This is a genomic window from Streptomyces sp. NPDC101151, from assembly GCF_044768335.1.
Lineage (GTDB): Bacteria > Actinomycetota > Actinomycetes > Streptomycetales > Streptomycetaceae > Streptomyces.
On record NZ_JBIWPP010000028.1, the window covers coordinates 34,445 to 58,865 of the forward strand.

Annotated in this window: 23 protein-coding genes; 17 read left to right on the forward strand and 6 right to left on the reverse strand. The window is 71.5% G+C overall.

Features of this window, described 5'->3' with window-relative positions:
* The first annotated feature begins 94 nt into the window (after positions 1-94).
* The 4 genes from ACIRU3_RS35275 to ACIRU3_RS35290 all read left to right on the forward strand — a co-directional run bounded on the left by ACIRU3_RS35275 (position 95) and on the right by ACIRU3_RS35290 (position 6,934).
* A complete protein-coding gene (locus ACIRU3_RS35275) occupies positions 95-3,721 on the forward strand; it encodes a UvrD-helicase domain-containing protein (RefSeq protein ID WP_404065341.1) in 3,627 nt (1,208 codons plus the stop codon).
* Positions 3,722-3,768: 47 nt separating this feature from the next.
* On the forward strand, positions 3,769-5,172 hold the full coding sequence (locus tag ACIRU3_RS35280) for a dipeptidase (RefSeq protein WP_404065343.1): 1,404 nt from the start codon (positions 3,769-3,771) through the stop codon (positions 5,170-5,172).
* 153 nt (positions 5,173-5,325) lie between these two features.
* Positions 5,326-6,270, forward strand: coding sequence for an NAD(+) diphosphatase (gene nudC / locus ACIRU3_RS35285; RefSeq protein ID WP_404065345.1), 945 nt, complete (start codon positions 5,326-5,328; stop codon positions 6,268-6,270).
* A 19-nt stretch (positions 6,271-6,289) separates the two neighbouring features.
* On the forward strand, positions 6,290-6,934 hold the full coding sequence (locus ACIRU3_RS35290; RefSeq protein ID WP_404065347.1) for a class I SAM-dependent methyltransferase: 645 nt from the start codon (positions 6,290-6,292) through the stop codon (positions 6,932-6,934).
* Between the two features lie 64 nt (positions 6,935-6,998).
* On the opposite strand, the gene ACIRU3_RS35295 is transcribed toward ACIRU3_RS35290, so the two are convergent.
* Entirely contained in the window at positions 6,999-7,241 is a 243-nt protein-coding gene (locus ACIRU3_RS35295) for a mycoredoxin (protein ID WP_061924256.1), read from the reverse strand.
* A 183-nt stretch (positions 7,242-7,424) separates the two neighbouring features.
* On the opposite strand from ACIRU3_RS35295, the gene ACIRU3_RS35300 reads away from it, so the two are divergent.
* The 5 genes from ACIRU3_RS35300 to ACIRU3_RS35320 all read left to right on the forward strand — a co-directional run bounded on the left by ACIRU3_RS35300 (position 7,425) and on the right by ACIRU3_RS35320 (position 11,318).
* Positions 7,425-9,623, forward strand: coding sequence for an ATP-dependent DNA helicase UvrD2 (locus ACIRU3_RS35300; RefSeq protein WP_404065350.1), 2,199 nt, complete (start codon positions 7,425-7,427; stop codon positions 9,621-9,623).
* A gap of 163 nt (positions 9,624-9,786) precedes the next feature.
* Positions 9,787-10,107: a hypothetical protein gene (locus tag ACIRU3_RS35305; RefSeq protein ID WP_404065353.1), complete on the forward strand. Its 321-nt coding sequence runs from the start codon at positions 9,787-9,789 to the stop codon at positions 10,105-10,107.
* A gap of 173 nt (positions 10,108-10,280) precedes the next feature.
* A complete protein-coding gene (locus ACIRU3_RS35310) occupies positions 10,281-10,649 on the forward strand; it encodes a WhiB family transcriptional regulator (protein WP_103817702.1) in 369 nt (122 codons plus the stop codon).
* Positions 10,646-10,969, forward strand: a complete 324-nt coding sequence (locus ACIRU3_RS35315) for a hypothetical protein (protein WP_404065356.1) — start codon at positions 10,646-10,648, stop codon at positions 10,967-10,969. The genes ACIRU3_RS35310 and ACIRU3_RS35315 overlap by 4 nt, the downstream gene beginning before the upstream one ends.
* Positions 10,970-11,105: 136 nt before the next feature.
* Positions 11,106-11,318 (forward strand): hypothetical protein, encoded by a 213-nt coding sequence (locus ACIRU3_RS35320; RefSeq protein ID WP_404065359.1) that lies wholly within the window; start codon positions 11,106-11,108, stop codon positions 11,316-11,318.
* A 99-nt stretch (positions 11,319-11,417) separates the two neighbouring features.
* On the opposite strand, the gene ACIRU3_RS35325 is transcribed toward ACIRU3_RS35320, so the two are convergent.
* Entirely contained in the window at positions 11,418-12,788 is a 1,371-nt protein-coding gene (locus ACIRU3_RS35325; RefSeq protein ID WP_404065362.1) for an ABC1 kinase family protein, read from the reverse strand.
* Positions 12,781-13,995, reverse strand: coding sequence for a TOMM precursor leader peptide-binding protein (locus ACIRU3_RS35330; RefSeq protein ID WP_404065363.1), 1,215 nt, complete (start codon positions 13,993-13,995; stop codon positions 12,781-12,783). Before ACIRU3_RS35330 ends, ACIRU3_RS35325 begins: the two co-directional genes overlap by 8 nt.
* A gap of 277 nt (positions 13,996-14,272) precedes the next feature.
* On the opposite strand from ACIRU3_RS35330, the gene ACIRU3_RS35335 reads away from it, so the two are divergent.
* The 4 genes from ACIRU3_RS35335 (at position 14,273) to ACIRU3_RS35350 (ending at position 18,144) form a co-directional block, all read left to right on the forward strand.
* Positions 14,273-14,869: a M48 family metallopeptidase gene (locus ACIRU3_RS35335; protein ID WP_404065366.1), complete on the forward strand. Its 597-nt coding sequence runs from the start codon at positions 14,273-14,275 to the stop codon at positions 14,867-14,869.
* A gap of 129 nt (positions 14,870-14,998) precedes the next feature.
* The gene (locus tag ACIRU3_RS35340) at positions 14,999-16,678 is read left to right on the forward strand and encodes a TerD family protein (protein WP_404065369.1); all 1,680 of its coding nucleotides are present in this window, start codon (positions 14,999-15,001) and stop codon (positions 16,676-16,678) included.
* An 11-nt stretch (positions 16,679-16,689) separates the two neighbouring features.
* The gene (locus tag ACIRU3_RS35345; RefSeq protein ID WP_404065372.1) at positions 16,690-17,370 is read left to right on the forward strand and encodes an AIM24 family protein; all 681 of its coding nucleotides are present in this window, start codon (positions 16,690-16,692) and stop codon (positions 17,368-17,370) included.
* 18 nt (positions 17,371-17,388) lie between these two features.
* The gene (locus tag ACIRU3_RS35350; RefSeq protein ID WP_404065375.1) at positions 17,389-18,144 is read left to right on the forward strand and encodes an AIM24 family protein; all 756 of its coding nucleotides are present in this window, start codon (positions 17,389-17,391) and stop codon (positions 18,142-18,144) included.
* Between the two features lie 55 nt (positions 18,145-18,199).
* Here ACIRU3_RS35350 and ACIRU3_RS35355 read toward each other — a convergent pair whose 3' ends face one another.
* Positions 18,200-18,721 (reverse strand): NUDIX hydrolase, encoded by a 522-nt coding sequence (locus ACIRU3_RS35355; protein WP_404065378.1) that lies wholly within the window; start codon positions 18,719-18,721, stop codon positions 18,200-18,202.
* Positions 18,718-20,169: a zinc-dependent metalloprotease gene (locus tag ACIRU3_RS35360; RefSeq protein ID WP_404065381.1), complete on the reverse strand. Its 1,452-nt coding sequence runs from the start codon at positions 20,167-20,169 to the stop codon at positions 18,718-18,720. Before ACIRU3_RS35360 ends, ACIRU3_RS35355 begins: the two co-directional genes overlap by 4 nt.
* Positions 20,170-20,361: 192 nt before the next feature.
* On the opposite strand from ACIRU3_RS35360, the gene ACIRU3_RS35365 reads away from it, so the two are divergent.
* The 4 genes from ACIRU3_RS35365 (at position 20,362) to ACIRU3_RS35380 (ending at position 23,645) form a co-directional block, all read left to right on the forward strand.
* Entirely contained in the window at positions 20,362-21,474 is a 1,113-nt protein-coding gene (locus tag ACIRU3_RS35365; RefSeq protein WP_404065384.1) for an SDR family oxidoreductase, read from the forward strand.
* Positions 21,475-21,723: 249 nt separating this feature from the next.
* Entirely contained in the window at positions 21,724-22,185 is a 462-nt protein-coding gene (locus ACIRU3_RS35370) for a molybdenum cofactor biosynthesis protein MoaE (protein ID WP_404065386.1), read from the forward strand.
* 139 nt (positions 22,186-22,324) lie between these two features.
* Complete coding sequence (locus ACIRU3_RS35375; protein ID WP_404065389.1) at positions 22,325-22,498, forward strand: hypothetical protein; 174 nt, start codon at positions 22,325-22,327, stop codon at positions 22,496-22,498.
* Positions 22,499-22,547: 49 nt separating this feature from the next.
* Entirely contained in the window at positions 22,548-23,645 is a 1,098-nt protein-coding gene (locus ACIRU3_RS35380) for a PDZ domain-containing protein (RefSeq protein ID WP_404065392.1), read from the forward strand.
* A 73-nt stretch (positions 23,646-23,718) separates the two neighbouring features.
* Here the strand turns inward: ACIRU3_RS35380 and ACIRU3_RS35385 are convergent, their stop codons facing one another.
* Positions 23,719-24,261 carry a PPA1309 family protein gene (locus ACIRU3_RS35385; protein WP_404065394.1) on the reverse strand — a complete coding sequence of 181 codons (543 nt, stop codon included), beginning with the start codon at positions 24,259-24,261 and terminating at the stop codon, positions 23,719-23,721.
* Positions 24,262-24,421: the final 160 nt, after the last annotated feature.

The window sequence follows — 24,421 nt, forward strand, 5'->3', positions numbered from 1 at the left end:
ACGTACGGCACCACCCGCGCTGACCTGCGTCTCTTCCTCCCCGGGCGGCCGATCCGTCCTCGGTTGTCAGTGCTCGCCGCTAGCCTCTGACGACATGCCCGCGCGTATCACCGACCCCGAGCAGCTCAAAGAGCTCCTCGGTATCCCGTTCACCCCCGAGCAGACGGCCTGCGTCGTCGCGCCGCCCGCACCGCAGGTGATCGTCGCCGGAGCCGGCTCGGGCAAGACCACGGTGATGGCGGCCCGCGTGGTCTGGCTCGTCGGCACCGGCCAGGTCGCCCCCGAACAGGTCCTCGGCCTGACCTTCACCAACAAGGCCGCGGGCGAGCTGGCCGAGCGAGTGCGCAAGGCACTGATCAAGGCCGGCGTCACCGACCCCGAGGTCATCGACCCGGACAACCCGCCGGGCGAGCCGGTCATCTCGACGTACCACGCCTTCGCCGGCCGCCTGCTGGCCGACCACGGACTGCGCATCGGGCTCGAACCCACCTCCCGGCTGCTGGCCGACGCCACCCGCTACCAGCTCGCCGCTCGCGTGCTCAGCGAGGCTCCCGGGCCCTACCCGGCGCTGACCCGCTCCTTCGCCGACCTCGTCAGCGACCTGCTCGCCCTCGACTCCGAACTCGCCGAACACCTCGTGGACCCCGCGGAACTGCGTGCCTGGGACGCCCGCCTGCTCGGCACCCTGGAGGGCGCCAGGCTCACCAACGCCGACCTGCGCAAGGTTCCCGAGACCGCCGCCGCCCGCCGTGAACTCACCGACCTCGTCGTGCGCTACCGGGCCGCCAAACGCGAACGCGACCTGCTCGACTTCGGCGACCAGATCGCCCTGTCCGCCCGCCTCGCCGGCATCCCCGAGGCGGGCCGCCTGCTGCGCGAGGAGTTCCGCGTGGTGCTCCTGGACGAGTACCAGGACACCTCCGTGGCCCAGCGGGTCCTGCTGTCGGGCCTGTTCGGCGGCGGCACGGGCCACCCGGTGACCGCCGTCGGCGACCCCTGCCAGGCCATCTACGGCTGGCGCGGCGCGTCCGTCGCCAACCTGGACGACTTCCCCGAGCACTTCGCCCGCGCCGACGGCCGCCCCGCCACCCGCCAGGCGCTCAGCGAGAACCGCCGCAGCGGCGGCCGCCTCCTCGACCTCGCCAACGGCCTCGCCGAGCCGCTGCGAGCCCTGCACGCGGGCGTAGAGGCCCTCCGCCCGGCGCCCGGCGCCGAACGCGACGGCACGGTCCGCTGCGCCCTGCTGCACACCCACGCGGAGGAGATCGACTGGATCGCCGACTCCATCGCCCACCTGGTGCGTACCGGCAAGGCCCCCGGCGAGATCGCCGTACTGTGCCGCACGGCGACCGACTTCGCCGAGATCCAGGGCGCCCTCGTCGCCCGCGACATCCCCGTCGAGGTCGTCGGCCTCTCCGGGCTGCTGCACCTGCCCGAGATCGCCGATCTCGTCGCCGTCTGCGAAGTCCTCCAGGACCCCGGGGCCAACGCCTCCCTGGTCCGCCTGCTGACCGGCCCGCGCTGGCGCATCGGCCCCCGCGACCTCGCCCTCCTCGGCCGCCGCGCCCGCCTGCTCGTCGCCCACGCGCGCGTGGGCGACGGCAGCGACGACCCCGACCGCAGGCTCGCCGAGGCCGTCGAAGGCGTCGACCCGTCCGAGGTGATATCCCTCGCGGACGCCCTGGACACGTTCCTGGAGTCGCCCCTGAACGAGGGCGAAGAGGACGACGACGGGCTGCCGTTCTCCCCGGACGCGCGCGTGCGCTTCGCCCGCCTGGCCGCCGAACTGCGCGATCTGCGCCGCTCCCTGTCCGACCCGCTGATGGACGTCCTGCACCGCGTCCTCGCGGTCACCGGCCTGGAGGTGGAGCTGTCCGCGTCCCCGCACGCGCTCGCTGCCCGTCGCCGCGAGACCCTGTCCAACTTCCTGGACGTCGCGGCGTCCTTCGCGGCCGGCGACGGCGAGGCCACGCTGCTCGCCTTCCTCGGCTTCCTGCGCACCGCCGCCCAGTACGAGAAGGGCCTCGACAACGCCCTGCCCGGCGGCGAGAACACCGTCAAGGTGCTCACCGCGCACAAGTCCAAGGGCCTGGAGTGGGACGTCGTCGCCGTGCCCGGACTGGTCAACGGCACCTTCCCCAGCGCCCAGGGCCGCGAGAAGTGGACCGCGCAGGCCAAGGTGCTGCCGCACGCCCTGCGCGGCGACACCGACACCCTGCCCGACGTCGACTCCTGGGACTCCCGGGGCATGAAGGCCTTCCACGAGGCGATGAAGGAGCACCAGCACACCGAGGAACTCCGCCTCGGCTACGTCACCCTCACCCGCCCCCGCTCCCTCCTCCTCGGCTCCGGCCACTGGTGGGGGCCCAGCCAGAAGAAGCCACGCGGGCCCTCCGACTTCCTCCAGGCCCTCCACGACCACTGCGCCGCCGGGTACGGCGAGACCGAGGCGTGGGCCGACGAACCCGCCGAGGACGAGGAGAACCCGGCCCTGCACACGGCCACCGCCGATCAGGTGTGGCCCCTGCCCCTCGACGAGGCGGCCCTGGCCCGCCGCCGCACCGCCGCCGAGACCGTCCTCACCCACCTGGACGCCCTGGCCGCCCACGCCGCCCGGCAGGACGGCCACCCGCCCGCCGCCCACGACCCCGCCGCCTTCGACGACCCCGACTGGCCCGCGCCACCTGACGAAGACACCCCCGACTGGGCCGCCCCGACGGACGACGAGGACCCGTACGGCGAAGAGTCCTCGTACGACCAGGACCCCTTCGGCGAAGCGGCACCGTACGACGAGGCACTGCGCGACTCGGCACCGTACGACTCGGCACCGTACGACACGGCACCAAAGGCTGCCCCCTCCCCGCAGGACCCCGACGACTGGGACTCCTGGACCGCCGAGCGGCCGACCGTCCCCCACCAGGCGCCCGCCCCGGCCGACCGCGCCCACGGCAGCGCACGCAACCACCGCGCCGAAACGGAGCACCCCACGCCCCCCACGCCCGAGGAGGCCCGCACGATCGCCTCCTGGGACCGCGACCTCGACGCGCTCACCGGCGAGCTGCTGCGCGCCCGGAACAGCGTCACGGACGTCCCCCTGCCCGCCACGCTGACCGCGTCCCAGCTGCTGCGTCTCGCCGAGGACCCGGACGGGCTCGCGCAGGAACTCGCGCGCCCCATGCCGCGCCCGCCACAACCCGCCGCGCGCCGTGGCACCCGCTTCCACGCCTGGGTCGAGGCGCGCTTCGAGGAACTGACGCTGCCCCTGCTGGAGCCTGACGACCTGCCCGGCAGCGACGCCGAGATCGCCGACGAACGCGACCTCCAAGCCCTCAAGGAAGCCTTCGAACGCACCGAGTACGCCCACCGCACCCCGTACCGGATCGAGACCCCCTTCCAGCTCACCCTCGCCGGCCGGGTCGTACGCGGCCGTATCGACGCCGTCTACAGGAACGGCGACGGCGACGCGGCGACCTACGAGATCGTCGACTGGAAGACCGGCCGCACCCGCACCGCCGACCCGCTCCAGCTCGCCGTGTACCGGCTGGCCTGGGCCGAGCAGCAGGGCGTACCGCCCGAGTCGGTCACGGCATCCTTCCTGTACGTGCGCAGCGGCGAGGTCGTACGCCCCGAAGGCCTGCCGGACCGGGCCGCCCTGGAACGGCTGCTCACCGGGGATCTCCCGGGCGACACGCAAGAGGCTCGTCGGGGATCCCAGGTGTGACGAACCGCCCGCCGAGGATGTCGGTGCGGGCCGATAGGCTCGTGAACATGAGCCAGACCCCGGACAGCGCCGTCCGCACGTACATCGAGCAGCATCGCGCCGCCTTCCTCGACGACCTCACAGCATGGCTGCGCATCCCCTCCGTGTCGGCCCAGCCCGACCACGCGCCCGACGTACGGCACAGCGCCGACTGGCTCGCCGTCAAGCTCCGGGAGACCGGCTTCCCGACCGTCGAGGTCTGGCCGACCCCGGGCGCCCCGGCCGTCTTCGCCGAGTGGCCCTCGGACGACCCCGAGGCGCCCACCGTCCTCGTCTACGGCCACCACGACGTGCAGCCCGCCGCCCGCGAGGACGGCTGGGACAGCGAGCCGTTCGAGCCCGTCATCCGGGAGAACCGGCTCTACGCGCGCGGGGCGGCCGACGACAAGGGCCAGGTGTTCTTCCACACACTCGGCGTCCGCGCCCACCTCGCGGCCACCGGGCGCACCGCCCCCGCCCTCACCCTGAAGCTGCTGATCGAGGGCGAGGAGGAGTCCGGTTCCCCGCACTTCCGGGACCTTGTCGAAGACCGTGCCGGCCGGCTCGCCGCCGACGCCGTGATCGTCTCCGACACCGGCATGTGGTCCGAGGACACCCCGACCGTCTGCACCGGCATGCGCGGCCTCGCCGAGTGCGAGATCCGGCTCCACGGACCCGACCAGGACATCCACTCCGGCTCCTTCGGCGGCGCCGTGCCCAACCCGGCCACCGCCGCCGCCCGCCTCGTGGCCGCCCTGCACGACGAGCACGCGCGCGTGGCGGTCCCCGGCTTCTACGACGGCATCGTGGAGCTGACCGACCGCGAACGCGAACTCTTCGCCGAGCTGCCGTTCGACGAGGAGCAGTGGCTGCGCACCGCCAAGTCCCACGCCACCCACGGCGAGTCCGGGCACACCACCCTGGAGCGCATCTGGGCCCGCCCCACCGCCGAGGTCAACGGCATCGGCGGCGGCTACCAGGGCCCCGGCAGCAAGACGATCATCCCGTCCTCGGCCATGGTGAAGCTGTCCTTCCGGCTGGTCGCGGGCCAGGACCCCGACCACGTCGAGAAGGCCGTCCGCGCCTGGGCCGCCGAGCAGATACCCGCCGGGATCGGACACGAGATCAGCTTTGGCTCCGCCACACGCCCCTGCCTGACCCCGCTCGACCACCCCGCGCTGCAGTCCGTGGCCCGCGCCATGAGCCGCGCCTTCCAGGGGCCGGTCCGCTTCACCCGTGAGGGTGGCTCCGGACCCGCCGCCGACCTTCAGGAGGTCCTCGGCGCCCCCGTCCTCTTCCTGGGTATCTCCGTCCCCTCCGACGGCTGGCACGCCCCGAACGAGAAGGTCGAACTCGACCTCCTCCTCAAGGGCGTCGAAACCAGCGCCTACCTGTGGGGCGACCTCGCCGAGAACTGGCGTCACGCCCCCTGACCGGAAGACGCCGTACGGGACGGCACCGGGCGCGGGGCACACTGGAGAAACCGCCCGCACACCCCGCCGGCCCGGCCCGGTGCCCTCCCGCCCTACGTCCCGCCGAACCGCCCGCCGAAACGAACCGTTCCACTGGGGGAGTTGGAAGCACCCGTGACCACCTGGACCGACCACACCGCAGACCGACCCATCTCGCTGACCGCCCCGAGCGGCATCGACCGCGCCGCCCACCACCGGCTCGACGAGGCCTGGCTCGCGGCGGCGTGGAGCCACCCAACCACCCGCTGCTTCGTGGTCTCCGGCGGCCAGGTACTGATCGACGAGACACCCGACGGCCGGACCGAACTCGTCATGACCCCCTCCTTCGAGGCACCGCTCACCGAGGCCCACCGCTACTTCCTCGGCATCGACGACGACGGCGTCAGCTACTTCGCGCTCCAGAAGGACGCGCTGCCCGGCCGCATCGACCAGTCCGCGCGCCCGGCGGGCCTGCGCGAGGCCGGACTCCTCCTGTCACCGCGCGACGCGGGCCTCATGGTCCACGCGGTCGGCCTGGAGAACTGGCAGCGCACCCACCGATTCTGCTCCCGCTGCGGCGAGCGCACGGTCATCGCCGCCGCCGGCCACATCCGCCGCTGCCCGGCCTGCGGCGCCGAGCACTACCCGCGCACCGACCCCGCCGTGATCATGGCCGTCACCGACGAGGAGGACCGGATCCTGCTCGGCCGCCAGGTCCACTGGCCCGAGGGCCGCTTCTCCACGCTCGCCGGCTTCGTCGAGCCCGGCGAGTCCATCGAGCAGTCCGTGCGCCGCGAGGTCTTCGAGGAGGCCGGCATCACCGTCGGCCCGGTCGAGTACGTGGCCAGCCAGCCCTGGCCCTTCCCGTCCAGCCTCATGCTGGGCTTCATGGCCCGCGCCACCTCGACCGACATCAACGTCGACGGCGACGAGATCCACGAAGCCCGCTGGTTCTCCCGCGAGGAGCTCCACGCGGCCTTCGAAACCGGCGACGTGCTGCCCCCGTACGGCATCTCCATCGCCGCCCGGCTGATCGAGATGTGGTACGGCAAGCCGCTGCCGACGAGGAGCCTCGTCTGAGGCGGCCGAAACGGCGCGGATGACCGCCGACCCGTACTGGAACCACAACGTCCACTACCACCGGACCGTGCTGGCCGCCGTACCCGACGGCTGCCGCACGGCCCTGGACGTCGGCTGCGGCGACGGCCTGCTGGCCCGCAAGCTCGCCACCAGGGCGGCGAAGGTGACCGGCGTGGACCGCTCCCCGGAGATGATCCGGCTTGCCCGCGAGCGGCAGCCGGCGAACGTCACCTTCCTGGAGGCGGACTACCTCGGGGAGAACTCGCTCGACGAGGGTGCCCACGACTATGTCAGCGCGGTCGCCGTCGTCCACCACGCCCGCTTCGAGGAAGCTGTGGACCGCCTCACCCGGCTGGTCGCGCCGGGCGGCCGCCTGATGATCGTCGGCTTGGCGTACAACCACACCTTCATGGACCGGGTGATCAGCGGCTGCGGGCTGCCCGTCAGCCGCCTGTACGCGCTCCTGCGCGGCGGCAAGCACGGCCCCCTCGGCATGCCGACCGACGACCCGGCCATGCACTGGGGCGAGGTCCGCAAGGCCTCCCACAAGCTCCTGCCGGGGTGCCGCTTCCGGCGACGGCCGCTGTGGCGCTACACCCTGGTGTGGGACAAGACACAAGGAGACAAGACACAAGAAGACAAGACGCAAGGCGACAAGACATAAGAAAGCGGCCCCTGAGGCACCACAGCCTCAGGAGCCGCCTCCCCAGCAGGCGCGGCCCGCCCCGTTACGCGGCGAGCTTCTGCTTCACCTGCGCCAGCGACGGGTTCGTCAGCGTCGAGCCATCCGCGAAACGCACGGTCGGGACCGTCTGGTTTCCGCCATTCGCCTTCTCCACGAAAGCAGCGGACTCGGGGTCCTGCTCGATGTTGATCTCGGTGTACGCGATGCCCTCGCGGTCCAGCTGGCTCTTCAGCCGGCGGCAGTAACCGCACCAAGTCGTGCTGTACATCGTCACAGTGCCCTGCATGTCTCGCGCTCCTCAGGCAGCTCGGGGAAGGTCGTCCAGCGGCACAACACAAGGGACCCCGCCATACATTCCCGCCCGGGGTACCCCGCCCGCGCTGTGACGACCGCCGCATTAGTACGACTGCGAGTGCCCCCCTGTGGACAACCGGCACAGCAGCCTCGGACGACCTGGCAGCATGGCCATGTGACAGCAGCAACGCACTCCCCCCTCTTCCCGCAGACACCGGACTCGGCCGACGCGGTGCTCGAAGGGCTCGACCCCGAGCAGCGCGAGGTGGCCACCGCCCTGCACGGCCCGGTGTGCGTCCTCGCCGGAGCGGGCACGGGCAAGACACGCGCCATCACCCACCGCATCGCCTACGGGGTGCGCGCCGGGATCCTCCAGCCGTCCAGCGTGCTCGCCGTCACCTTCACCAACCGCGCCGCAGGCGAGATGCGCGGCCGCCTGCGTCAGCTCGGCGCCCACGGCGTACAGGCCCGCACCTTCCACTCCGCCGCCCTGCGCCAGCTCCAGTACTTCTGGCCGAAAGCCATCGGTGGCTCCGTGCCCCGGCTCGTCGACCGCAAGATCCAACTCGTCGCCGACGCCGCCGCCGCCTGCAAGCTCCGCCTCGACCGCGGCGAGCTGCGAGACGCCACCGCCGAGATCGAATGGTCCAAGGTCACCCAGACCGTCCCCGCCGACTACCCGTACGCGGCCGCGAAGGCCGGCCGCGAGACCCCACGCGACCCCGCCGAGATCGCCCACCTCTACGCGGCCTACGAAGACCTCAAGCGCGACCGCGCGGTCATCGACTTCGAAGACGTCCTGCTGCTGACCGTCGCCGTCCTCCAGGACCGGCAAGACATCGCCGAACAGGTCCGCACCCAGTACCAGCACTTCGTCGTGGACGAATACCAGGACGTCAGCCCCCTCCAGCAGCGACTCCTGGAGCTGTGGCTCGGCAACCGCGACAGCCTGTGCGTCGTCGGCGACGCCAGCCAGACGATCTACTCGTTCACCGGAGCAACACCCGACCACCTCCTCGACTTCCGCACCCGCCACCCCGGCGCCACCGTCGTCAAACTCGTCCGCGACTACCGCTCCACCCCCCAGGTCGTCCACCTCGCCAACGGCCTGCTCGCCCAGGCCAGCGGCCGCGCCGCCGACCACCGGCTGGAACTCGTCTCCCAGCGCCCCCCGGGCCCCGAACCCGTCTACACCGAATACACCGACGAGCCCGCCGAGGCCGAGGGCGCCGCCCGCCGCATCCGCGAACTGATCGACGCCGGCGTCCCGGCCGCCGAGATCGCCGTCCTGTTCCGCACCAACTCCCAGTCCGAAACCTACGAACAGGCCCTCGCCGACGCCGGAGTCCCCTACCAGCTGCGCGGCGCCGAACGCTTCTTCGACCGCCCCGAAGTACGCAAAGCAGGCATCGCCCTGCGCGGCGCAGCCCGCTTCGGCGGCAACGACTCCCTGCTCGACGACGCCGTGGACCTGCCCTCGCAAGTACGCGCCGTCCTCTCCGGCGAGGGCTGGACCAGCACACCCCCCGCCGGCTCCGGCACCACCAGAGAACGCTGGGAATCACTCACCGCCCTGGTCAACCTCGCCCACGACTTCGCCGCCGCCCACCCCCGAGCAACCCTCGGCGACTTCGTGACAGAACTCGACGAACGGGCGAACGCCCAGCACGCCCCGACCGTCCAGGGCGTCACCCTCGCCTCCCTGCACGCCGCCAAGGGCCTGGAGTGGGACGTCGTCTTCCTGGTCGGCATCGCCGAAGGCATGGTGCCGATCACCTACGCGAAGACGGACGAACAGATCGAGGAGGAACGCCGCCTCCTCTACGTCGGCGTCACCCGCGCCCGACAACGGCTCCACCTCTCCTGGTCCCTGTCCCGCTCACCCGGCGGCCGCCCCAACCGCCGGCCCAGCCACTTCCTCGACGGACTGCGCCCCGGCTCGACCGCCACCGTCGGCCGCACCGGCGCGGGAGCCGCCGGAGGCGGCATCGAACGCGGCACCCTCGCAGCAACCCCGGCCGTCCCCCGCCGCACCCAACGCACCCCGGCCCGCTGCCGCGTCTGCGGCCGCACACTCACCGACGCCGGCGAGATGAAGCTGATGCGCTGCGAGGACTGCCCCTCCGACATGGACGAAGGCCTCTACGAGCGACTGCGCGCATGGCGCGCGGTCCAGGCCGAGCGCAGCGGACAGCCGGACTTCTGCGTCTTCACCGACCGCACCCTGATGGCCATCGCCGAAGCACGGCCCGACAGCCCCGCCGAGCTGTCCCGCATCCCCGGCGTCCTCAACCGCAAGCTGCAGCGCTACGGAGCCGACGTTCTGGCCATCTGTGCAGGCCAGGAGGGTACCGAGGGCGACGAGGACGACTGATACGAACTCGTCGAAAAAATAGTTTGCGCATGCCCCAGCAATCCCCATAGGTTCTAGGCACGGAAACAGCGCCTTCTCGAAGGCCCTGATTCCGTGTTGTACTTGCATATCCGAACGGACTGGCTCACCCCAGTCCCCAAGACGCCGAGAGGAGGCGAGTCCAGTGATCAGCATCAACACCAGCACCATCAGCACGGCCAAACTGACCGATCGCTCGGCCGTCTCCACGTGCATGCTCGGCGCCTCGGCCCAGGGCACCGGTCTGTCCGGCATTCGTGCCGCCCGGCCGACGTCCTACCTGTCTCTCGCGGGTCTTCCCATCCGTGAGCGCAATGAGCGACCGACCAAGGCACTGGAAGCGGTAGCGGCACAGGCACATGCCTATGCCATTGCGGCGGCCGGTGCCGGATTCCGGAAGCAGACGACGCAGCACCACCTGATGTGGGCCTTCCGTGGGCCAGAACCCTGGAGTGATCCAGCCTGACAGCCGATCAGGCCGGCGCCTTCAGGGCCGCGGAACCCCACCCGGGATCCGCGGCCCTTCTGTTTGCCCCGAACAGGGCAACAGAGCGAAGGGGCCTCGGGACAAGAAAAGAACCCGGTACCAAGCCGACACCCGGTCAACCGGCCGGAACGACCAGACGAGGAAGACCAACCGTGCAACTCGAAGCGCACGCCCCGTCCGTACCGCCTTCACAAACGATCCCCCCGCCCGGCCTCACGGAGGACTCCACCTTGACCCCCCTCACGGCGCTCACCGCGCTCGACGACGCCATCGAGAACCTCGGCGTACCCGTCCCCTGCCGCTCCTACGACCCGGAGGTCTTCTTCGCGGAGTCGCCGGCGGACGTCGAGTACGCCAAGTCCCTCTGCCGCACCTGCCCGCTGATGGAGGCTTGCCTCGCCGGCGCCAAGGAGCGGCGTGAGCCCTGGGGCGTCTGGGGTGGCGAGCTGTTCGTCCAGGGTGTCGTCGTCGCCCGGAAGCGGCCTCGTGGCCGCCCGCGCAAGAACCCGGTCACGGCATGAACACCGCAGGAACGATCGACCGCCCCCTCACGCACGACCCCAAGAAGCAGGCCCCGATGAAGCCGTCCACCAGCGAGCCCACCGGCTCCGCGACCCCAGACTTCAGCACCAGCGGCGCGACCGGCTCGCGTCAGAACAGGACCCGAGAGATGCAACTCATCCCAGAAGCCCTGGCCCGTGCGCATATGCACGACCGCCTGCATGAGGCCGAGCAGGAACGCCGGGCCGCGCGCCTGGTGACCGCCCGGCGGATGCAGCGCCGGGCGGAGCGTGCCTCGCTGCGCGCCCGCCGTGCGCTCGCCATGGCCGTCATGCAGTAACCGAGCACACCCGAAGCGGTGGCCTCCCGGCCCAGGGAGGCGAAACCTTCCCGCGGGGGCCGGTCCGACCGAACGGACCGGCCCCCGCGGTGCGTTGTGCACGGCGATCCACCGGCCGGAGAGTTATCGTCGGTGAGTGACGAGTCTTCCCGGAGGAAGTGATCAGGGCGGCTCCACCACGGAGCCCCGCCCCCTCGTGTGCGCCCGCTGCGGCACCCCCGCCGGCGGCCCCCAGCCGACCACCTGGACCTGCTCCGTGGAGAACGGCATCCGTCAGTACTTCTGCGACGTCTGCTCCCGGGAGAACCTGCGGGCGATCGAGGGGCGGCTGGACTCGGCCTGGTGGTGAGAACGCTTCTCGGGGCCCCTCCCCTCCCCCCTCCCCACCCACCCCGCCCCTCGCCAACGTCGTGGCAGCCCGGGCTGCAGTGCAGCCCGGCACCCGCGGTCACGCTTCCGCAGCCGGCTCCTCCTCGTCCAGGTCGTCTTCGAGTACGAACCCGGGCAGCCATTCCTCCAGTTCGTCCCGTAGCCGGACCGTGGCTCCCAGCTGGCACAGGACGCCGATCGTGCTCAGGGTCACCCGGTGTATCAGCAGGTAGGCCGGCGGCAGGTTGAGCTGCTTGCCCAGCTGGTACGCGGGGGAGCGGGGGTCGGCGATGCGGGCGGCCTGGCTGCGCATCCATGAGCGGGTGAAGGTGAACGTCTCGACGCGGGCCGGTTCGATGATCGGCAGTAGATAGTCGAGGACCGCGTCGGGGTTCAGCTCTATCGACTCCTTGACGAAGCCTTCCGTGCACAGAAGCTCGTAGACGGGGTCGGCCTCACCGTCCAGGGCCATTCGCAGTGAGATGCCGATCGGTGTCGGCAGGCCGCCCGGGAGCCGGTCGACGGTGCCGAAGTCCAGGACGCCCAGGCGCCAGTCGTCGTCGCCGTCCGGGCCGCCGGGCAGCAGGCGGAAGTTGCCCGGGTGCGGATCGGCGTGCAGCAGGCCGGTGCGGGCCGGGCCCGAGAAGAGGAAGCGGGCCAGGAGCTGGCCGGCGCGGTCGCGCTGCTCCTGGGTGCCGTCCGTGATGATCTCCGACAGCGGGATCCCGTCGATCCACTCCGTGACCAGGATCTGGTCGCACTGGTGCACAACCGCCGGGACCACCACGTCCGGGTCGTCCTCGAACTCCTGCGCGTGTGCGTCCTGGGCCTGGGCCTCCAGTGCGTAGTCCAGTTCCTCGGAGACGCGGTCCCGCATCTCCGCGATCAGCGGCTTGATGTCCATGCCGGGGATGAGCGGCCCCAACAGGCGGGCGAATCGGCTCAGTTGGTTCAGGTCGGACAGCAGGGCCTCGCCCGCGCCCGGGTACTGCACCTTGACCGCGACCTCCCGGCCGTCGTGCCACATCGCCCGGTGGACCTGGCCGATGGAGGCGGCGGCGGCCGGCTTGTCCTCGAACTCCAGGAAGAGGTCGCGCCAGTCCGCGCCGAGCCGCTCCTGGAGCACCGCGTGCACCGTGCGGGTCGGCATCGGCGGCGCCGCGTCCTGGAGCTTGGTGAGTGCCGCGCGGTAGGGGCCGGCGACCTCCTCCGGCAGGGCGGATTCGAAGACGGACAGGGCCTGTCCGAACTTCATGGCCCCGCCCTTCAGCTCCCCGAGGACCTTGAACAGCTGCTCGGCCGTGCGCTGTTGCAGTTCCCGGCCGACGATCTCCGCGGACTCGCCCACGATCCTCTTGCCGAGCCCCCAGGTCGCCCGGCCGGCGATGCCGAGCGGGAGTGCGGCGAGCTTGGCGGTACGGGTGACCGCTTTCCGGGGAAGATCAGACATGCGCCCTCCAAGTCCCAGTCGGCCGCGCCGCACCTGCCTCGCGTCGTCGCTCCGGCGACGGCCGTTGCACCGCCATTGTCTCGCGCGGCTCCCCGTCGGTTGAGGAGTGCTCCCCTTTACCTCTCTCCGCCACCCCGCACGCGCAGGCCGGGTGCGGCCACACCGGGCGGGAACGCCAGTTCAGGCCGGGTAGGGATGTCTCCCAGCGGGCGCCCGCGCTGGACGGGGATTCGCCGTCGAGGAAGGCGAGGGCGTGTGCGGCGGCCAGTCCGGCGACGGTCGTGGCGAGGGCCAGATCGCAGGCCCCGACACGGCGGGCCTTGCCGGAACGCCATTGGGCGACGAGGCGGGGCCAGGCCGGGTCCCGGTCCGTGCGGTCCTGGTGGAGGCAGCCGGCACAGCTCGTCCCGCCGGGCAGGACGAGTGGCCCGACGATGCCGGTTCCCTCGACGACGCCCGCGTACAGGTGGGGTGTTCCCGAGGTCATGAGTGGTTCGGCGGCGAAGGGGTCCGGTGTGTGGACGGCGACGTCGTCCCGGGGGGTGAGGATCACCAGGGAGAGGCCGGGATGTTCTGTGCCGGGGTGGGAGGAGCGGGTGCGGCGCGGTGGGCGGCCGGGGGCTGCGCGGCGGACGGCCGCCCGTGCCGCTTCGTCCCTGCGTTCGCGGAGCGACTCGGCGGGCAGTCCGCCCGGGGCCACGTCCCACGGTTCCACGCGTCCCACGTCGCGTACGTCGACCTCGCCGACGCCCGCGCCGGACAGCACCGAGGCGAGCAGGGCGCCGACCCGTCCGGCGCCTTGGACCTGCACGCGCAGTGCGCGGCGGGTCGCGAGCCGGCCGAGGGCGTCGCCGGGCTCGGGAGTGGTCAGGGAGAGCGAGGCGAGGTCGGGGCGCAGTCGCTCCAGGGCGTCCGTCTCTTCGCGCAGTGCGTCGGCGGCCGGGCCGCCGCCACGCGTGTCGTCGAGCAGGCCGGCGTGGGCGAGCCGGTCCACCAGTGCGTCGACATGGCCGTCCGGCAGGTCCATGCGCCGGGCTTCCTCACGCAGCAGCGGCAGTCCGCGGGTGCCGTTGAGCAGTTCCAGGAAGCTGCCCGTGGCCGTGTCCATCGGTCCCAGTGTCATCGCGTGTGCGGGAGTCATCCCGAACTGGACGGTGTTGAGGTCGCGCCAGCCGCGTCGCAGCGCGGGCTTCACCATCGGATGCATGACAGGCCCCCGTATTCCTTGATGTGACCCGAAATGCCTGTTGGGTCGGCAGGTGTCCGGTGTCGGTGGAGCTGGTCACGCTCTGCCGACGCCTGTCAGCATGCCGGGTCGTGTGGTGGGGTGAGGGGCGTTGTCCACAGGCAGGGGGTGATTGTCATATAAGCCGGTCGGGTCAGTCGGGCATATCGGTCGTACAAATCAAACGCATGGTGGGGCATCGGCATCGAACCGTCCCGGAGCCGGGACTTCGGCCCTGTCCAGCGGGTAACGTCGGGGCGTGCCCGCCGACCCACTGCACCGCGCCGGAAAGCCACAGCGCAGCACGACGAGCCAGCCGCCGAGTGGCTCGGGGGCGAGCGCGATCGAGGTCCGCAGGAGTACCCGGCGTCGCCGTACGGTCTCCGCGTACCGCGAGGGTGATCGCACTGTCGTGCTGATCCCCGCCCGGATGTCCGAGGCGGAGGAGCAACGCTGGGTGACCGTCATGCTCGACAAGCTCGCCGCCCAGGAGAGCAAACGGGTGCTGGGCGACGCCGAGCTGACCGAGCGCGCCGAGCGGCTTTCGGCGCAGTACTTCGACGGCCGGGCGCGGCCCGACTCCGTGCGCTGGGTGACCAACCAGAACACCCGCTGGGGTTCGTGCACGCCGGCCGAGGGCAGCATCCGTCTCTCGCACCGGCTGCAGGGGATGCCGGAGTACGTCGTCGACTACGTCCTCTGCCATGAGCTGGCGCATCTGCTGGTGCCCGGTCACGGGCCCGACTTCTGGCGGCTGCTGGAGTCCTACCCGCGCACCGAGCGGGCCCGCGGCTACCTGGAAGGGGTGGTGGCCGCCGAGCGGCTGCCGCATGTGCCCGGGGCGCGCGGGGAGTGAGCCGGGCGCCGTACGTCCGCTCCCGGGCGCGGTTGTGTACCGGGTCTGTACCGGCTGCGTCCGATGCCGGGGTTTGCCGTTAGCCTGGCGCGACGCACTCATATTCGGGATGGGGGACGGTCGTAACGCATGGCCAGGGAATTCCAACGCGGCCACAAGGCCAGGATCAGTGACCTCACGGCGGGTACGGATCTGTACGTAGGTGTGCAGATCTCCGGACCCGGACTGACCTTCGACATCAGTTGCTTCGGTCTGGACGCCGACGAGCGCCTCTCGGACGACCGGTACTTCGTCTTCTTCAACCAGCCGAAGTCCCCGGAGGAGTCCATCCAGCTGCTGGGTGCCCAGTCCGGTGACACGGAGTCGTTCCGGATCACTCTGGACCGGATCCCCGCCGGCATCCGCAAGCTGTCGTTCACGGCGACCCTCGACGGCGCCGGGCAGATGTCGCAGGTCAGTCCCGGATATGTGCGCATCGTGGCCGGCGGCGAGGAGGTCGCGCGGTACTCCTTCAACGGCTCGGAGTTCTCCACCGAGCGCGCCGTCATGCTCGGTGACTTCTACTTCAAGGACGTGTGGCGCTTCGCCGCGGTCGGGCAGGGCTTCGACGGCGGTCTGGACGCGCTGCTGAAGAACTTCGGCGGCGAGGTGCTGGAGGAGGAGGCGCCCGCCGCCCCGCAGCAGCCGCAGTCCGGCGCCGCCCCCGGCTTCGCCCCGCCCGCCCAGTCCGGCCCGCCGCCCGCGTTCGGCGCCCCGACTGCACCCGCGCCCGCTCCGGTCCCCGCGCCCGCCCCGGCTCCCGCTCCGCAGGGCCTCCCGTCGCCCGGCACCACTCCGCCGCCGGCTCCGGCGCCCGCGCCGAACATGCACGCGGCGCCGACGGTCATCGCCCCCCTGACCCCGCCCCCCGGCGGCACCGTCCATCCGCCTGCCCCGGCGCCCGCGCCCTACGGCCAGCCGCCGCAGCAGCCGTCGCACGGCGGCCAGCCCGGCGCGCCGATGCCTCCGGGATATGGCCAGCAGCCCTCCTACGGCGGCCAGCCGAGCGCGCCCATGCCTCCGGGCTACGGCCAGCAGCCGTCGTACGGCCAGGTCCCCGGCCAGCAGGCCGCCGCCTACGGAGTGCCGCAGGGCACTCCCCAGGGCGGTGCCGGTGTGTCGGCGGCGCTCCAGGCGTTCAAGGAGACGCCCACCGGGCAGCGCTGGACACAGCAGAACAAGAAGCTCATCCGCGTCGACCTCGGCATCGGCGGGCAGCCCGTGCTGGCCCGGCAGGGCAGCATGGTGCTCTACCAGGGCAAGGTCGACTTCAGCTACAAGGGCGCCGGGTTCGCCGGGCGGATCGTGGGCAACGCGACCGGCCAGGAGATGCAGCTGATGCGCTGCACCGGCCAGGGCCAGGTGTTCCTCGCCGAGAACTCCACCCACCTGCACCCCGTCGAGCTGCAGGGCGACGCGATCTGCGTCTCCGCGGAGAACGTCCTCGCCTTCGACGAGAGCCTCCAGCACGAGGTGCGTCGCATCGAGGGACACGGCATCCCCGGCGGCGCGCTGTTCACCATGCAGTTCCAGGGCACCGGCACGATCGTGGTCAAGACGCACGGCACGCCCGTCGTCCTGCCCGTCACGCCGACCACGTTCGCCGACTGCAACGCGGTGGTCGCCTGGTCCGCCGCCTCCCAGGTGATCGTCTCCAGCCAGGTGCGGATGCGCCGCAACGCCTACCCGGGCGACACGGGGGAGAGCGTCAACCTCCAGTTCCGGGGTGCGCCCGGCAACTTCATCGTCGTCCAGCCGTACGAGGTCTGAGGGAGCCCGTCATGAACCAGCCGCTCGCGGGCTACGCTCCCGCACCCGTCACCGCCCGCATGGAGAACCACGGCAACCACATGCTGAAGGTCGCCATGCAGACCGGGAACGACCTCCTCGCGCGCGTGGGGTCGATGGTCGCCTACGAAGGCTTCATCCAGTACGAGCCCAACCCGCCGGCCGTCCGCCAGATCGCCCGCGACTGGATCACCGGCGAGGGCGCCCCGCTGATGAAGTGCACCGGCGACGGACTGCTGTACCTCGCCGACTACGGCGCCGACGTCGTCGTGATCAACCTCAACGGTGACGGCATCTCCGTCAACGCCACCAACCTGCTCGCCTTCGACGCCCACCTCAGCTGGGGCGTGGAGCGCGTCAAGGGGCTCGCCAAGTTCGCCGGGCAGGGCCTGTGGAACACCAAGATCTCCGGGCAGGGCTGGGTCGCGCTGACCTCCCGGGGCAAGCCGATCGTCGTCGACTGCGGCGGCGGCGAGGACGAGACGTATGTCGACCCCGACGCGCTCGTCGCCTGGTCCCCGAACCTGAAGGTGAAGGGCAAGCGCAGCTTCAAGGCGCAGTCACTGATCGGCCGGGGCAGCGGCGAGGCCTACCAGATGGCCTTCTCCGGCCAGGGCATCGTCGTCGTCCAGCCCAGCGAGGACAGCACCGACCGCCTCCGGTTCCGGGGCTGAGGGGGAGCCAGAAACACCATGCAGAGCCCGCTTTTCGCGCACAACGACCTCCAGACGCAGGAGCGTTGGAGCCTGCAGAACAAGCAGATGCTCCGCGTCACGCTGGAGGGCCACGACGACCTTCTCGCCCGCAAGGGCACGATGGTCGCCTACCAGGGACTCGTCGAGTTCGACGCCGAGTACCGCAGCAACAGCCAGGCACGCGCGCGTGCGCACACCGGCGAGGGCCTGAGCCTGATGCGCTGCCACGGGCAGGGCACGGTCTATCTCGCCAATCTCGCCCAGCACGTGCACATCATGGACGTCGAGCAGGACGGGCTGACGGTCGACAGCAGCTACGTCCTCGCCATGGACTCCTCGCTGCACCACGAGGTCATCGCCGTCGACAGCCTCTACGGCATCTCCGGGTCCGGGAAGTACCAGCTGAACATCACCGGACGCGGCAAGGTGGCCCTCATGACCTCGGGCGCTCCGCTGCTGATGCAGGTCACGCCCGACAAGTACGTCAACTGCGACGCCGACGCGATCGTCGCCTGGTCCACCGGGCTGCGCGTGCAGATGCAGGCCCAGACGCACTCCTCGGGAGTGTGGCGGCGCCGCGGCAACACCGGTGAGGGCTGGGAGCTGAGCTTCATGGGCTCCGGATTCGCGCTGGTGCAGCCCAGCGAGCTGCTGCCGCCGCAGAACGCGCAGATCGGCCAGGGCGTCGCCGCGCAGTTCGGTATGGGGCAGCACGGGGTACGCGGACAGAACCAGGGCAACGTCTGGAGCTGACCGTCCGGAAAGCACACGCAAGGGGCGACCGCCTTGGCGGTCGCCCCTTACCCGTTCAGAGCCTGGCGCGGGTCGCGTCCAGCAGACGTACGACCGATTCGTCCGCCACGCCCGGCACCTCGGCGTAGGGGAACCAGCGCACGTCCAGCGACTCGTCGCTGATCGCGTGCTCGGCGTCGCGCGGAGCCAGGGCCGCGTACTGCACGTCGAAGTGCCAGTTGCACGGCGGCGGGATCGGATGCCGGTCCAGGCGCACCGGGCCGCCGGACAGCAGCGTCAGGCCCGTGATGCCGGACTCCTCGGTCGCCTCGCGCAGCGCCGCCGCGGCCAGCGAGGCGTCGCCCGGCTCGCAGTGGCCGCCCATCTGCAGCCACATCCGCAGCTTCCTGTGCAGCGTGAGCAGCACCCGGCCGCGCTCGGGGTCGATCACCAGGGCACTCGCCGTGACATGGCCCGCCCGGCAGGGCTTCCACATGCCGTCCGGGTGAGCCGCCAGATGGTCCAGGTACGCCTGGCGGAGGTCTTCCTGGCCCTCGTGCCCCTTCAGCACGAGGACCGCGTCGTCGTACAGACTCACTCGGCGCCGTCGCCCTTGGCCTCGTCGTCGCCCTGGGGCTTGCCCTCGTCCTTCTTGCGCAGGTCAGGCCCCTCGGCCGCCTCGCCGAGCATTTTGTCCAGCTCGGAGAAGTCCAGCTGCTCACGGTGCACGAACCCGTCCGGGTCGTCCAGGTCGCCGGCCGTCGGCAGCATGTCCGGGTGGGCCCACAGGGCGTCCCGGCCGTCGACCCCGCGCGCGTCCGTGAGCGAGGCCCACAGACGCGAGGCGTCGCGCAGCCGGCGCGGGCGCAGCTCCAGGCCGATCAGCGTGGCGAACGTCTGCTCCGCGGGGCCGCCGGTGGCACGGCGGCGGCGCAGGGTCTCGCGCAGGGCGTCGGCGGACGACAGACGCGGCTTGGCGGCCGCGTGGACCACCGCGTCCACCCAGCCCTCGACGAGCGCCAGAGCGGTCTCCAGACGGGCCAGAGCCGCCTTCTGCTCGGGCGTGTCCTCCGGCTGGAACATGCCCTGCTGGAGGGCGTCCTGCAGCTGCTCGGGATTCTGCGGGTCGAACTGGCCGACCACGTCCTCCAGCTTGGCCGTGTCGACCTTGATCCCGCGCGCGTACCCGTCGACCGCGCCGAAGAGGTGCGAGCGCAGCCACGGCACATGCGCGAAGAGGCGCTGGTGGGCGGCCTCGCGCAGGGCCAGATAGAGCCGGACCTCCTCCTGCGGCACGCCGAGGTCCTTGCCGAAGGACTCCATGTTGGCGGGCAGCAGCGCGGCCTTGCCGGCCGGGCCGAGCGGCAGGCCGATGTCGCTCGAACCGACGACCTCGCCCGCGAGCACGCCGACGGCCTGCCCGATCTGGGTGCCGAACATGGCACCGCCCATCGAGCGCATCATGCCGATCAGCGGGCCCGCCATGGCCTGCATCTCCTCCGGCAGGACATCGCCCATGGCCGCGCCGACCCGCTCGGCGACCGGGTCGACCAGCTCCTGCCACGCGGGCAGGGTCGCCTCGACCCACTCCGCGCGCGACCAGGCCACCGCCGAGGCGGCGCCCGACGGCAGGGACGTCGCGTCGTCCAGCCACAGATCGGCCAGGCGTACGGCCTCCTCGACCGCGGAGCGCTCGGAGGCGCCCATACTCGCGTCCTTGACGCCGTCCGGGGTGCCCTGGGAGACCGTCTGGCGGGCGATCTGCTTGGCCATGTCCCAGTTCACCGGGCCGCCCTCGTAGGAGAGCATCTGGCCCAGCTGCTGGAACGCGGCGCCCAGGTCGGTGGGGTTCAGGGAACCGAACATCGCTGCGAGCGGATTGTCGGCGCCGGGGCCGCCAAAACCACCGGCTCCGGGCAGGCCGCCGAAGCCGAACGGATTGGCCGGTCCCTGCCCACCACCGCTCTGCTGGTCCTTCTTCTTGCCCTCGTCGCCGTCGTCCGGCTCCTCCGGCGGAAGGCCGAATCCGAATGGGGTGTCACTCACGGGGTTCCTCGGCTGGTAAGGCCACCGGTTTCTCACCGGAGGCGCGGCTGCCCGACATCACCACCCAGCGTAGACACCCGGACCCGATCGGGCCTCGGTGCTTCGTCCACAGAACGCCTGCGGCAGGATGGATGCACCTGGTACGTGCGCGTCACTCGCGCCCGTACTGAAGACAACCGCTGGAGACGCCCGGTGAGTTCCCCAGATCCGCAGGTTCGCGCAGCGCGAAACCCCTCAACCCCTCCCGCCCTGCGCGGGCCCGTCGTCGCGGTCACCGGCGCCGCCGGAGGGGTGGGCGCCCTGCTCACCGAGCGGCTCGCCGCCTCCGAGGAGATCAAGCAGGTCATCGCCATCGACGAGCGGCGCGGCGAGTGCGCGGCCGCGCAGTGGCACATCCTCGACGTCCGCGACCCGGCGATCGCGGACAAACTGCGGGGCGCGGACGTGGTGGTACATCTGGCGCTCGACCTGGACCTGGGCAGCGACGCGGCCGCTCGTACCGCTTACAACGTCCGGGGGACCCAGACCGTGCTGACCGCCGCCGCGGCGGCAGGCGTGCACCGGGTGGTGCTGTGCACGTCCTCGATGGTGTACGGAGCGCTGCCGGACAACGAGCTGCCGCTGTCGGAGGACGCCGAGCTGAAGGCCACGGCCGAGGCCACCGGGGTCGGTGACCTGCTGGAGATCGAACGGCTGGCGCGGCGCGCTCCGCGGGCGCATCCGGGGCTGAACGTCACCGTCGTGCGGCCGGCCGTGCTGGTCGGGGGTACGGACACCGCGCTCACCCGGTACTTCGAGTCGCCTCGGCTGCTGGTGGTGGCCGGATCGCGGCCGGCCTGGCAGTTCTGCCATGTCGAGGACCTGTGCAGTGCTCTGGAGTACGCCGTTCTGGAGAAGGTCGACGGGGAGCTGGTGGTCGGCTGTGACGGGTGGCTGGAGCAGGAGGAGGTCGAGGAGCTGAGCGGGATCCGGCGGATGGAGCTGCCGTCGACGGTCGCGCTCGGCGCCGCCGCTCGGCTGCACCGGATCGGGCTCACTCCGTCCCCGGCGGGGGACCTGGCGTACACGATGTACCCCTGGGTGGTCAGCGGGAGCCGGCTGCACGAGGCCGGATGGCGGCCGGGATGGACCAACGAGGAGGTCCTCGCGGAGCTGCTGGAGGAGGTTTCGGGCCGGCACACGGTGGCGGGGCGTCGACTGGGGCGCAAGGACGCCACGGCGGCGGGTGCCGCGGGAGCGACGGTGGCTCTGCTGGGCGCTGCCGCTGTGGTGCGGCGGGCTCGGAAGGCTCGGCGGCGCCTGTGAGACGGCGGCGCCTGTGAGACGGCGGCGCCTGTGAGACGGCGGCGCCTGTGAGACGGCGGCGCCTGTGAGACGGCGGCGCCTGTGAGACGGCGGCGGCTGTGAGACGGCGGCGGCTGTGAGATGGCGGTGGCTGTGCTTCCAAGGGTCCCGCCCCTTGGAAGGGACTGTAGGAGGCTCCAAAGCGGTCCGCGCGCGTGCCTGGTGAAAGTCGTATTCCGGGTAGTCGGGGGCATGCGGCACGATGGAGGCATGGCACCCACGAACGATCACCCCGGTGAGCAGGCGGCTCAGGATCCCATCAAGCTGATCGGCATCCGGGAGACGGCGCTGTCCGTGGACGAGGTGTTCCGGGCCGTGGGGGACGAGGCCGCCGGCGGCCTCGCGCTGTTCGTGGGCACCGTGCGGAACCACGACGGGGGAGCCGACGTGGACGCACTCGGGTACTCCTGCCATCCCAGCGCCGAGGCCGAGATGCGCCGGATCGCCGAGAAGATCGTCGCCGAGTACCCGGTGCGGGCGCTGGCTGCCGTCCACCGGGTCGGGGACCTCGAGGTCGGGGACCTCGCCGTCGTCGTCGGTGTCTCCTGCCCCCACCGGGGCGAGGCCTTCGAGGCCTGCCGCAGGCTCATCGACGACCTCAAGCACGAAGTCCCCATCTGGAAGCACCAGAAGTTCTCCGACGGTACCGAGGAGTGGGTCGGCGCCTGCTGACCCCGGTCGCACCACCCGTCACGTTCGGCCCTCCACCCCTCCGGTTGCGTAACCACCCCCCGCGCGTGAGCGTTGTCAGTGCGGATGGGTAATCTGCTGATCAGTCAGTCGCGGACACTCAAGGGGTTGGGAGGTCGGCATGGCGGCGCTTGCATGGTTGCTGATTCCGCTGGTGGCTGCGGTAGGTGCCGGTCTGTGGGGCAGCTGGGCCAACCGGACGCGGAAGGTGCGCAGTGACGGGCCCGAACTGGACGGGTACGCGCGATTCCGCGAGGCCATGGAGAAGCCCGGCTCGGGCGCACGCGGCGCCTGACGGGGTGCCCTGACGGTGCGCTGACAGAGGCGTCCCGTACTGTCGTGCCATGCCACGCCGCACCGCGACGATGCTCGCCTCCACCCTGATGCTGATCGCGCTCCTGTGCGCGGGAGTGCTCATCCCCGTGCCGTACTCGGAGATGTCCCCGGGGCCGACCGTGAACACGCTCGGGGACCACGACGGTGAGCCGGTGCTGCAGATCGCGGGGCACAAGACGTATCCGGCCGACGGCAACCTGAACATGACCACCGTCCGGGTCACCAGTGCCGACTTCCGGATGAACCTGGTGGAAGCCGTCTACGGCTGGCTGGCGCACGACAGCAAGATCGTGCCGCACGACACGCTGTACCCGGACGGCAAGACGGAGGAGCAGTCCACCCAGGAGAACGCCGAGGAGTTCAGCCAGTCCCAGGAGAGCGCCAAGGTCGCCGCCCTGAAGGAGCTGGGCGTTCCGGTGAAGTCCTGGGTGATCGTCTCCACCGTCGTCAAGGACTCCCCGGCCCAGGGCAGGCTGCACGCAGGTGATGTGATCAAGGCCGTGGACGGCACCGCGGTCAAGCAGCCGTCCGACGTCGCCAAGCTCGTCACCAAGCACAAGCCCGGCCAGAACGTCGTCTTCACCGTCGTCCCGGTCAAGGAGCAGGCCGCCGCCGAGAAGGAGCACAAGACGGCGACCAGGACGCAGGACGTCACGATCACCACGACGACCTCCGACGACAGCGGCGCCAAGCGCGCCATCGTCGGGATCTCCGCCGGGACCGACCACACCTTCCCGTTCAGCATCGACATCAAGCTCGCCGACGTGGGCGGGCCCAGCGCCGGTCTGATGTTCGCGCTGGGCATCTACGACAAGCTCACCCCCGGCAACCTCACCGGCGGCAAGTTCGTCGCCGGCACCGGGACCATCGACGACAACGGCACGGTCGGGCCCATCGGCGGCATCGAGATGAAGACCGTCGGCGCGCGCAACAAGGGCGCCCAGTACTTCCTGACGCCCGCCGACAACTGCGCGGCCGCCGCCAAGGACACCCCCGGCGGGCTCACCCTGGTCAAGGTCAAGACCATCGGTGACGCGCTCGACGCCCTGAAGGACATCCGCAGCGGCGACACCGCCGAGCTGCCGAAGTGCACCGCCAAGGGCTGACCGACGGACCCCGGTACACGGCTGGGGGCGCCCCTTCAGGCAAGGGGCGCCCCCAGCGCCGTACAGGAGGAGATCAGTCCTCGAACGTGGCCGCCAGCGCCTGCGCCAGTCCCGGCACCAGGTCCGGGCCCGTCAGGACCTCCGTCGGCGAGTCCTTCTCGCGCAGGCGCAGCGCCGAGTCACGGCTGCCGTCGCGCAGCACCGCGACGGTCATGCGGACCTCCTGGCGCTCGGGGTGCTCCGCCACCCACCTGGCCAGCTTGGCATCGCTCAGGCCCTGCGGGACCTGCGCCTCGGCCGACGGAGGCAGCATCATGCGCTCCACCGTGAGCGCACAGCCGACCACGGCGTCCGGCCAGGCGATGGTCCCGAGGAACTCGTCGAGCGCCTTGTCCGTTGGTACCTCGTCCTGCTCGATCGGGGTGAGACCGGTGGTCTCGGGCGCGTCCTGCAGACCGAGCTGGGCGGCGAGCGAGGGTTCCTGAGCCCGCAGCCGTGCGGTGTCTACGAGGGCGAAAAGGCGAGCGGGCTGGTCCCAGCCGAGGCCGGAGGTGTACTCGTCGATCTCGAGTACGGCCCGGGTGAGCGGGTTCGCTGCCATGGGAGTGTTCGACATGGTCACAATCCTGCCTCGTTCCCGGCCGGAATCGGGAACCGAGTAAACCGTGAGTAAGTTGCATAGGTGTGGGCCCGCGATCACGGGGGGCCACGGTGGGCCCGCGAACACGAGGGCCTGACGGATCGACAGCGAACTTCGAGGTGCGCACCTTGGCTTT

Excerpts from the sequence above, each read along its gene's own strand:
- ACIRU3_RS35340 (WP_404065369.1), top strand. The coding sequence starts at position 14,999 with ATGGCCAGGGAATTCCAACGCGGCCACAAGGCCAGGATCAGTGACCTC.
- ACIRU3_RS35330 (WP_404065363.1), bottom strand. The coding sequence starts at position 13,995 with ATGCATCCGATGGTGAAGCCCGCGCTGCGACGCGGCTGGCGCGACCTC.
- ACIRU3_RS35385 (WP_404065394.1), bottom strand. The coding sequence starts at position 24,261 with ATGTCGAACACTCCCATGGCAGCGAACCCGCTCACCCGGGCCGTACTC.
- ACIRU3_RS35350 (WP_404065375.1), top strand. The coding sequence starts at position 17,389 with ATGCAGAGCCCGCTTTTCGCGCACAACGACCTCCAGACGCAGGAGCGT.
- ACIRU3_RS35280 (WP_404065343.1), top strand. The coding sequence starts at position 3,769 with ATGAGCCAGACCCCGGACAGCGCCGTCCGCACGTACATCGAGCAGCAT.
- ACIRU3_RS35275 (WP_404065341.1), top strand. The coding sequence starts at position 95 with ATGCCCGCGCGTATCACCGACCCCGAGCAGCTCAAAGAGCTCCTCGGT.
- ACIRU3_RS35315 (WP_404065356.1), top strand. The coding sequence starts at position 10,646 with ATGAACACCGCAGGAACGATCGACCGCCCCCTCACGCACGACCCCAAG.
- ACIRU3_RS35345 (WP_404065372.1), top strand. The coding sequence starts at position 16,690 with ATGAACCAGCCGCTCGCGGGCTACGCTCCCGCACCCGTCACCGCCCGC.
- ACIRU3_RS35370 (WP_404065386.1), top strand. The coding sequence starts at position 21,724 with ATGGCACCCACGAACGATCACCCCGGTGAGCAGGCGGCTCAGGATCCC.
- ACIRU3_RS35380 (WP_404065392.1), top strand. The coding sequence starts at position 22,548 with ATGCCACGCCGCACCGCGACGATGCTCGCCTCCACCCTGATGCTGATC.
- ACIRU3_RS35295 (WP_061924256.1), bottom strand. The coding sequence starts at position 7,241 with ATGCAGGGCACTGTGACGATGTACAGCACGACTTGGTGCGGTTACTGC.
- ACIRU3_RS35290 (WP_404065347.1), top strand. The coding sequence starts at position 6,290 with ATGACCGCCGACCCGTACTGGAACCACAACGTCCACTACCACCGGACC.
- ACIRU3_RS35325 (WP_404065362.1), bottom strand. The coding sequence starts at position 12,788 with ATGTCTGATCTTCCCCGGAAAGCGGTCACCCGTACCGCCAAGCTCGCC.
- ACIRU3_RS35375 (WP_404065389.1), top strand. The coding sequence starts at position 22,325 with ATGGCGGCGCTTGCATGGTTGCTGATTCCGCTGGTGGCTGCGGTAGGT.